Below are 6192 nucleotides of genomic sequence, written 5' to 3'. Positions count from 1 at the left end.
CTCGCGCAGCAGCGCCTCGACGGGGCCGAGGCGACGAGCGACGAGACGGCGCCCCGCAAGGCCGCCCCGCGCCGGAAGACGGCCGGCAAGGCGAAGAAGGGCGGTCGAGGCACGAGCAAGGCCGCCCCGGCGCGCGGGATCGCGGCGGCGTCGCGTCGTCGGGACGCGGAGGCGGCGGCCGTCTGAGGGGCCGCCGCCGAGCGGGCGTCAGTGGCGGGCGCCGCCTGTCTCGCCGTCCACCACAGGCTCCAGCCCGAGCTGCCGGGCGAGCGAGACGAGGTCCTTCAGGCGCCCGGTCTGGGTCTTGCGGCGCAGGTTGAGCCGGTGCGTCTCGACGGTGCGCACGCTGAGCGTCAGGCGGCGCGCGACCTCCTTGTTGCTGAATCCCGACGAGAGGAAGCGCAGGATCTCCGCCTCGCGCGGGGTCAGGCCGAGCCCGTCGCCGGTCTCCTCCGGCGGCTCCGGCAGCAGGCAGGGGGCATCCTCCGAGAGAGCCAGGATCGCGGCGCCGATCTGCTGCGCGCTGGCGCTGCGGGCCACGAAGGCGTCGGCGCCGGCCGCCAGGAGCGCCCGCAGGTCGTCGCCCGCGAGCGCCTGGAAGGCGACGAGGACGCGCAGGGCCGGCCATCGGTCGCGCAGGCTCGCGAGCAGCGCCAGCGCGTCGGGCAGGCGCCGCTCGTCGAGGACGAGGAGCGCGACCTTCCCTTCCGGGCCGGACGCCGCGATGTCCTCCTGGCCGACCGTGTGGAGCACGGGCAGGTGCTCCAGGGTCGCGCGGACGGTGGCGGAGAGATCCTGCGGCTCGTCGAGGATCAGGACGCCGACGGCTTGACTCATGCCGAAACCCCTCGTCATCCCGGCGTGATACAGGTCCGCCGGGTCGGGCGAGGATTTTCAAGAGTCGTTCCAGGCGCGAAACAGGGTGAATCCGCCGCGCGTGGGCCGTCAATACTGCTCACGGGGCCGAAAATGGCCGCCCGCGTCTTGTCGTGAGACGACGGTCAGCCCGGCTTTGTGCCGAAACGGGCTGTCCGGTCGCGCGGGCTCAGCCGGCGCGGGCGAGGATCAGGTCGGTGGCGGCGGAGACCACCCGGTCGCGGCCGCTCGACTTCGCCTCGTAGAGGGCGATGTCCGCCCGCTTCAGCATGCCTTCGAGGGTCGCGCCCTCGGACCAGTCGCTGACGCCGAAGCTGCAGGTCATGCGCACCGGCGCGCGGGCGGCGCGCACGCGCAGGTCGGCGGCGAGCACGCGCAGGCGGCGGGCATGGGCCTCGCCCTCCTCCAGGCTCTTGTGGGGCAGCACGATCGCAAACTCCTCGCCGCCCAGCCGGCCGACGATCCCCTCGCTGCCGAGGATCTTGGCGGCGGCCTGGAGCACGGTGTCGCCGACATCGTGGCCGTGGGTGTCGTTGATGCGCTTGAAGTGGTCGATGTCGGCGAGGATCGCCGACATCCTGCCATGCGGCCCCACCTTGTCGGCGGCGGCCTGGGCGCGGGCGAAGAAGGCGCGGCGGTTGAGCAGGCCCGTCAGCGGATCGGTCTCGGCGAGGCGGATCAGCTCCTCCTGCATCGAGGTCAGGCGCTCGGCCGCGCGAAGGCGGGCATGCAGCGACTCGGCGCCCGGCGGCTTCTCGATGAAGTCGTCGGCGCCACTGTCGAGGGCCTCCGCGAGGTTGCGGGCGTTCTGCGCCGAGGACATCGTGATGATGTAGAGGGGGCGCTTCGCGTCGGCGAGGAGGCGCGCCGACCAGCACAGCTCCAGGCCGCTGATCGGCCGGACCTCGAGACTGGTGATGAGGACCCGCACCGACGCGGTTTCGGTGACGTAGGCGAGGGCTGCGGCGGAGTCGGTGAAGGTGCTCACCGTGTGCCCGCGCGGTTCGAGCTGATCGGTGATGATCTTCAGGACGACGCGGCTCGAATCGACGAGAGCGATATGCATGGCGGGCGTTTCCCGACCGTGTGACGGTCCTTCCGACCAAGTTGCCCGCCAAGCCTTAAGGAGTTCACATGCTTCCCGGCTCCTCCCTGTCCCCCGACGGGATCGCGCGACCTCGCGACCTCAGCGGCGGGGCACCCGGACCTCGATGACGCGGGCGCCGCCGGCCTGCTGCGGCACGGGCTCGGCGGCGGTCAGACCGGACCAGCGGCCGGCCTCGCGGCGGCGCTCGGACTCGCGACGCGTCTTGCCCTTGCCGGTGCCCTCGATGACGTAGACGACGGGCTCGCCCACGGGCGCGCGGCGGATGCCGGAGACGGTCGGGACGCCGTAGGTGCCGTAGCCCCAGGGCGTCGGCACGATCTCCCGGGGCGAGGGCACGCGGGTGAAGGGCGCGCCGACATAGGCGCCGTCGACGAGACCGGACCCGTAGCCGCCGTAGGCGGCCGCGTAGCCCGTCGGGAGGTAGCCGATGGGGGTGCCGTCCCCGAGCGTCTGCGCGCTCGCGGGAGCGATGCCGGCGATGAGGGCGAGGACGGGCAGGCTACGGGAGAGGACGGGCATCGGAGGACTCCGGCAAGGGACTCTGCCGGCTCCGTCGTCCGATTCCAGGGCCCGCCCCTCGCGGGTCCGGGCTCCGGTCTCAGATCGCGGCCGGCGCGCATTCGGAACGGGAATGCGCCGGCGCGCAGCCTCGTTCCGGGCGTGGCGGCGGGGCCAGAGGTGCGGACTACCGAGTTCCCGGGTTGTCCCCGGTCTCGACCGGCTCAGCGGCAGGTGGTGACGCGGCGCACGATCCAGCCCTCGCCCTCGACGAAGAGGCGGCGGCGGTTGCGGTTGCAGAGCTGGTCCTCGCCGGTCTCGGCGACGGCGACCTTGGTCGCGGCGACGGCGTCGGTCTCGCCGGTGGTCCGGTCGTTGGCCCGCTCCGCGGCGAGCGCCTGGCCGGAAACGGCGGCGAGCGCCAGCGCGCCGAGAAGAGCGAGAGAGGGTCGCATGGTGATCATCCTGCCCGGGGTTTGGTCCGTCGCCCCGGGCTGCGGCCCGTCGCGCTATCCAGTCCGCGCAGTTAATCCCTCAGCCCCCGCCTCGGTTGCAGGCAAGGCGGAGGTTCTTTCCGCTCCGGCCTTTAGAGGCTGGTCAGTGGATCGGGCCCGCCACGGAATCGGCGGTGACGCTCAGCATCGGCAGGATCACGGAGGCGCCGGCCTCGGGCCGCCCGTGGGGCAGGCCGCTCAGGGCGAAGGCCGCGAAGCCCAGGATCAGGGTGAAGGCGAGAAGGCTCGTCTCGATGCCGCGATAGAGGGCGTCCATGGCGCTGTCTCCGATCGTGCCCGCTGGTCCGGCGGACCGGACGGGGATCGGAGCAGCATCGCCCGGCAATCCTTAAGCGAGCCGTAACCCGGCCCGGGCCTCAGGCTCGGCCGGCCGCCGGCATCCGGGCGAGATCGGGCTTCGGCGGCCCGAGAAGCGCCGCCGCGAGCGTCGCCTCGAGGACGATGAGGTCCGAATCGGGCTCCGGCTCCCAGCCGCAGGGGCAGCCGTTCGGGCCGCGATGCCCGGCGGCGACCTGCCGGTAGAGCGCGCCGACCGTGGCCGCCGCGGCCTCGAGCGCCGCCATCGGCTCCATCGGATGCTCGGAGAGGCCGCGCCAGAACGCCTGGGTCAGGGCGCGCTCGATCCGCTCGCGGTGCCGGGCCTCCGCCTCGTGCGCCGCCCGGCGGGCCGGGGAGATGGCGGGGACGGTCCTCACGGGCGGCCTCCGTCGGGCCGGCGCCCGGGCCGGATGGGGACCGGCACCGTCTCCGGTCCGAGCGCCAGCGCGCTCAGGAGGTCGCCGAGCCGGTGAAGGCCGATGCAGGATCCGTCCCACCAGGCGAGCCGCCTGCAGATCGTGACGAAGTCGAGGGCCCTGCCCATCCGTCTCTCCCCGCGTCAGGACCGCCGATGCGAAGCGGATGTATTCGCACCGTTCCCGCGGCCGATGGACAGCGTTCTTCTTCGAGATGATAAAAGAATGCAACCGAAAATCGAAACATTGGAACGACTACAAGATCAGTCATCGCATGGGCGGAGACGGACTTTAATTATAGTCGTTCCATGAAAGACGGAAAGCGCCGCTGTCGCGCGGCCTTGTGCATCCTGTCAGCTCGCGGCGACGAGCCAGGCGCCGGCCGCGATCAGCCCGACGCCGAGCCAGGCCGGGGCGCTGAGGCTCTCGCCGAGGAACAGCGCCGCGAACACCGCGACGAGGACGACGCTGAGCTTGTCGAGGGGCGCGACGCGGGCGGCGTCGCCCAGCGAGAGGGCGCGGAAGTAGCAGAGCCAGGAGGCGCCGGTGGCGAGGCCCGAGAGCGTCAGGAACAGGAGCGTGCGGCCCGAGAGCTCGGCGAGGGCGCCGCCGCGGCCCGAGGCCAGCAGGATCGCGCCGGCGAGGGCGAGTACCACGAGGGTGCGCACGAAGGTCGCGACCTCGGAGGGCACGTCGGCGACGCCGAGCTTGGCCAGGATCGCCGTCAGCGCCGCGAAGCCCGCCGCCAGCAGCGCCCAGAACCGCCAGGAGAGAAGCCAAGTGTCCACGCCGCCTCCCGCCGCTCCGATCGGCCCCGTCCGCGCCCTAGGACAGGCCGTCCTGGAGGGCGCGGAAGTCGCGCCCGTGGGAGACGTAGCCGTCCACGATCCGCGCCATCAGCGCCCGCTTGCCGTCGTCGAGGGCGCCGATGATCCGGGCGGGCCGGCCGCCCCAGAGATGGCCGCCCTCGAGCAACTGGCCCGGATCGGTGGTGGCCCCGGCGGCCACCATCACGTCGTCGGCCACCACCGTGCCCGGCGCCAGGGTGCAGCCGATGCCGATGAGGCTGCGGGCGCCGATGCGACAGTCGGCCATGCGGACGTTGTGGGCGATCGTGGTCTCGCGGCCGATGACGACGCCCTCGCCCCGGGTGCGGATCACGGTGTTGTCCTGGATGTTGCTCCGCGCCCCGACCACGATCGGCCCGACCTCGGCGTCGAGGGCGCAGGAGAACAGCACCGTGGCGTTCTCGCCGAGCAGGATGCGCCCGCGCAGCGAGGCGGTGCGCGCCACGAACACGCTCTCCTCCACCTCCAACGGGTCGGAGGGCGCCTCCGCGCCGCCTTCGCCCGCGGCCTCGCGCAGGCGCTCGGCCCGGTCCGTGACCTCGTCCAGGCTGATCGGACGCACCGGCCGGGCCGGCGTGCCGGCATAGACGAAGCCCGAGGGCAGGCTCGCCCGCGGGAAGACGGTGGCGCCGGCCTCCAGCACGATGCGGTCGCCGACGGTGGCGCCGTCGAGGATCACCGCCTCGTCCTCGATCACCACGTCGGAGCCGACCGTGCAGGCGTGGACCACCGCGTTGCGGCCGACGCTCACCCGGTCGCCGACGCGGGTGCCGAGGTCGAGGGTGGCGATGTGCACGGTCGAGCGGTGGCCGAGCCAGAAGCGGTCGCCGAGGATCACCTCCTGCCCGTCGGCCCTGATCACGCTGTCGTCGCCGAGCCAGGCCTGGGCGCCGATCCGGGCCTGGCCGATCACGGTGCTGCGCCGCCCGCACCAGACGGGCCGCGAGGCGAAGACCGGCAGGATGTCGCCGTGGGGCAGGATCAGGTCGGGGCTCACGGGCGTCGTTCCTTGCAAGCCGGGCTCGGCCGGGCTTCCGGGGCGGGCCCGGCGGGGGGCGCGACAAACGCCCGTTGCGCGGACCATATAGGGGCATCGGACCGCGCCGGCACGCGCCCGCCGCGATCCCCGATCACCCGAGGACCATGACAGCTTCGCACCTCTCCGTCAGCATCGCGGCCGAGCCCTTCGACGCCGCTGCCGAGATCGCCGCCTTCGAGGCGCGCCTCGCGGGCCGGGCGGGGGCGATCGTCACCTTCGTCGGCCTCTGCCGGGACGAGGGCGGCCGGCTGAAGGGCCTGGAGCTGGAGCACTATCCCGGCATGGCCGAATCGGAGGTCGGGCGCGTGGCGGCGGAGGCTGCCGCCCGCTGGCCGATCCTGGCCGCGCGGGTCGTGCACCGGCACGGGCTGGTCGTGCCGGGGGAGGGCATCGTGCTCGTCGTCACCGCCTCCGCGCACCGCGCTGCGGCGTTCGAGGCGGCGAGCTTCCTGATGGACTACCTCAAGACCCGCGCGCCCTTCTGGAAGCGCGAGCATCTCGTCGACGGCCGCCTCGGCGGCTGGGTCGAGGCGAGCGAGGCCGACGACGCGGCCGCCGGGCGCTGGGCTTGAGC

General features: G+C 73.4%; 11 protein-coding genes. 2 read left to right on the top strand and 9 right to left on the bottom strand.

From position 1 onward, the window contains the following. A partial coding sequence (locus MFF04_RS17310; protein WP_238277573.1) for a hypothetical protein occupies positions 1-186 on the top strand: 186 nt, incomplete at its 5' end. A 21-nt stretch (positions 187-207) separates the two neighbouring features. Here the strand turns inward: MFF04_RS17310 and MFF04_RS17305 are convergent. The 9 genes from MFF04_RS17305 to MFF04_RS17265 all read right to left on the bottom strand — a co-directional run bounded on the left by MFF04_RS17305 (position 208) and on the right by MFF04_RS17265 (position 5576). Next, positions 208-837: a LuxR C-terminal-related transcriptional regulator gene (locus MFF04_RS17305; RefSeq protein WP_238277570.1), complete on the bottom strand. Its 630-nt coding sequence runs from the start codon at positions 835-837 to the stop codon at positions 208-210. A 208-nt stretch (positions 838-1045) separates the two neighbouring features. Further along, complete coding sequence (locus MFF04_RS17300; protein ID WP_238277568.1) at positions 1046-1942, bottom strand: GGDEF domain-containing response regulator; 897 nt, start codon at positions 1940-1942, stop codon at positions 1046-1048. A 120-nt stretch (positions 1943-2062) separates the two neighbouring features. Further along, the gene (locus MFF04_RS17295; RefSeq protein WP_238277566.1) at positions 2063-2503 is read right to left on the bottom strand and encodes a hypothetical protein; all 441 of its coding nucleotides are present in this window, start codon (positions 2501-2503) and stop codon (positions 2063-2065) included. A gap of 203 nt (positions 2504-2706) precedes the next feature. Continuing rightward, positions 2707-2937, bottom strand: a complete 231-nt coding sequence (locus MFF04_RS17290) for a hypothetical protein (protein WP_238277564.1) — start codon at positions 2935-2937, stop codon at positions 2707-2709. Positions 2938-3079: 142 nt separating this feature from the next. Further along, positions 3080-3253, bottom strand: coding sequence for a hypothetical protein (locus MFF04_RS17285; protein WP_238277563.1), 174 nt, complete (start codon positions 3251-3253; stop codon positions 3080-3082). A gap of 100 nt (positions 3254-3353) precedes the next feature. Then, positions 3354-3692, bottom strand: a complete 339-nt coding sequence (locus tag MFF04_RS17280; protein WP_238277562.1) for a hypothetical protein — start codon at positions 3690-3692, stop codon at positions 3354-3356. Continuing rightward, positions 3689-3859 carry a hypothetical protein gene (locus tag MFF04_RS17275; protein ID WP_238277561.1) on the bottom strand — a complete coding sequence of 57 codons (171 nt, stop codon included), beginning with the start codon at positions 3857-3859 and terminating at the stop codon, positions 3689-3691. The genes MFF04_RS17280 and MFF04_RS17275 overlap by 4 nt, the downstream gene beginning before the upstream one ends. A 225-nt stretch (positions 3860-4084) precedes the next feature. Beyond that, complete coding sequence (locus MFF04_RS17270; protein ID WP_238277560.1) at positions 4085-4519, bottom strand: EamA family transporter; 435 nt, start codon at positions 4517-4519, stop codon at positions 4085-4087. Positions 4520-4556: 37 nt separating this feature from the next. Next, complete coding sequence (locus MFF04_RS17265) at positions 4557-5576, bottom strand: gamma carbonic anhydrase family protein (protein WP_238277559.1); 1020 nt, start codon at positions 5574-5576, stop codon at positions 4557-4559. A gap of 146 nt (positions 5577-5722) precedes the next feature. On the opposite strand from MFF04_RS17265, the gene MFF04_RS17260 reads away from it, so the two are divergent. Then, positions 5723-6190, top strand: a complete 468-nt coding sequence (locus MFF04_RS17260; RefSeq protein WP_238277558.1) for a molybdenum cofactor biosynthesis protein MoaE — start codon at positions 5723-5725, stop codon at positions 6188-6190. Positions 6191-6192: the final 2 nt, after the last annotated feature.

This window comes from Methylobacterium jeotgali (genome assembly GCF_022179345.1).
Classification (GTDB): Bacteria; Pseudomonadota; Alphaproteobacteria; order Rhizobiales; family Beijerinckiaceae; genus Methylobacterium; species Methylobacterium jeotgali.
The sequence above is the reverse complement of the archived record's forward strand: the minus strand, read 5'-3'. Positions and strand labels throughout refer to the sequence as shown.

Coding starts and splice junctions, on each gene's coding strand:
- MFF04_RS17305 (WP_238277570.1), bottom strand. CDS start 837: ATGAGTCAAGCCGTCGGCGTCCTGATCCTCGACGAGCCGCAGGATCTC.
- MFF04_RS17300 (WP_238277568.1), bottom strand. CDS start 1,942: ATGCATATCGCTCTCGTCGATTCGAGCCGCGTCGTCCTGAAGATCATC.
- MFF04_RS17295 (WP_238277566.1), bottom strand. CDS start 2,503: ATGCCCGTCCTCTCCCGTAGCCTGCCCGTCCTCGCCCTCATCGCCGGC.
- MFF04_RS17290 (WP_238277564.1), bottom strand. CDS start 2,937: ATGCGACCCTCTCTCGCTCTTCTCGGCGCGCTGGCGCTCGCCGCCGTT.
- MFF04_RS17285 (WP_238277563.1), bottom strand. CDS start 3,253: ATGGACGCCCTCTATCGCGGCATCGAGACGAGCCTTCTCGCCTTCACC.
- MFF04_RS17275 (WP_238277561.1), bottom strand. CDS start 3,859: ATGGGCAGGGCCCTCGACTTCGTCACGATCTGCAGGCGGCTCGCCTGG.
- MFF04_RS17260 (WP_238277558.1), top strand. CDS start 5,723: ATGACAGCTTCGCACCTCTCCGTCAGCATCGCGGCCGAGCCCTTCGAC.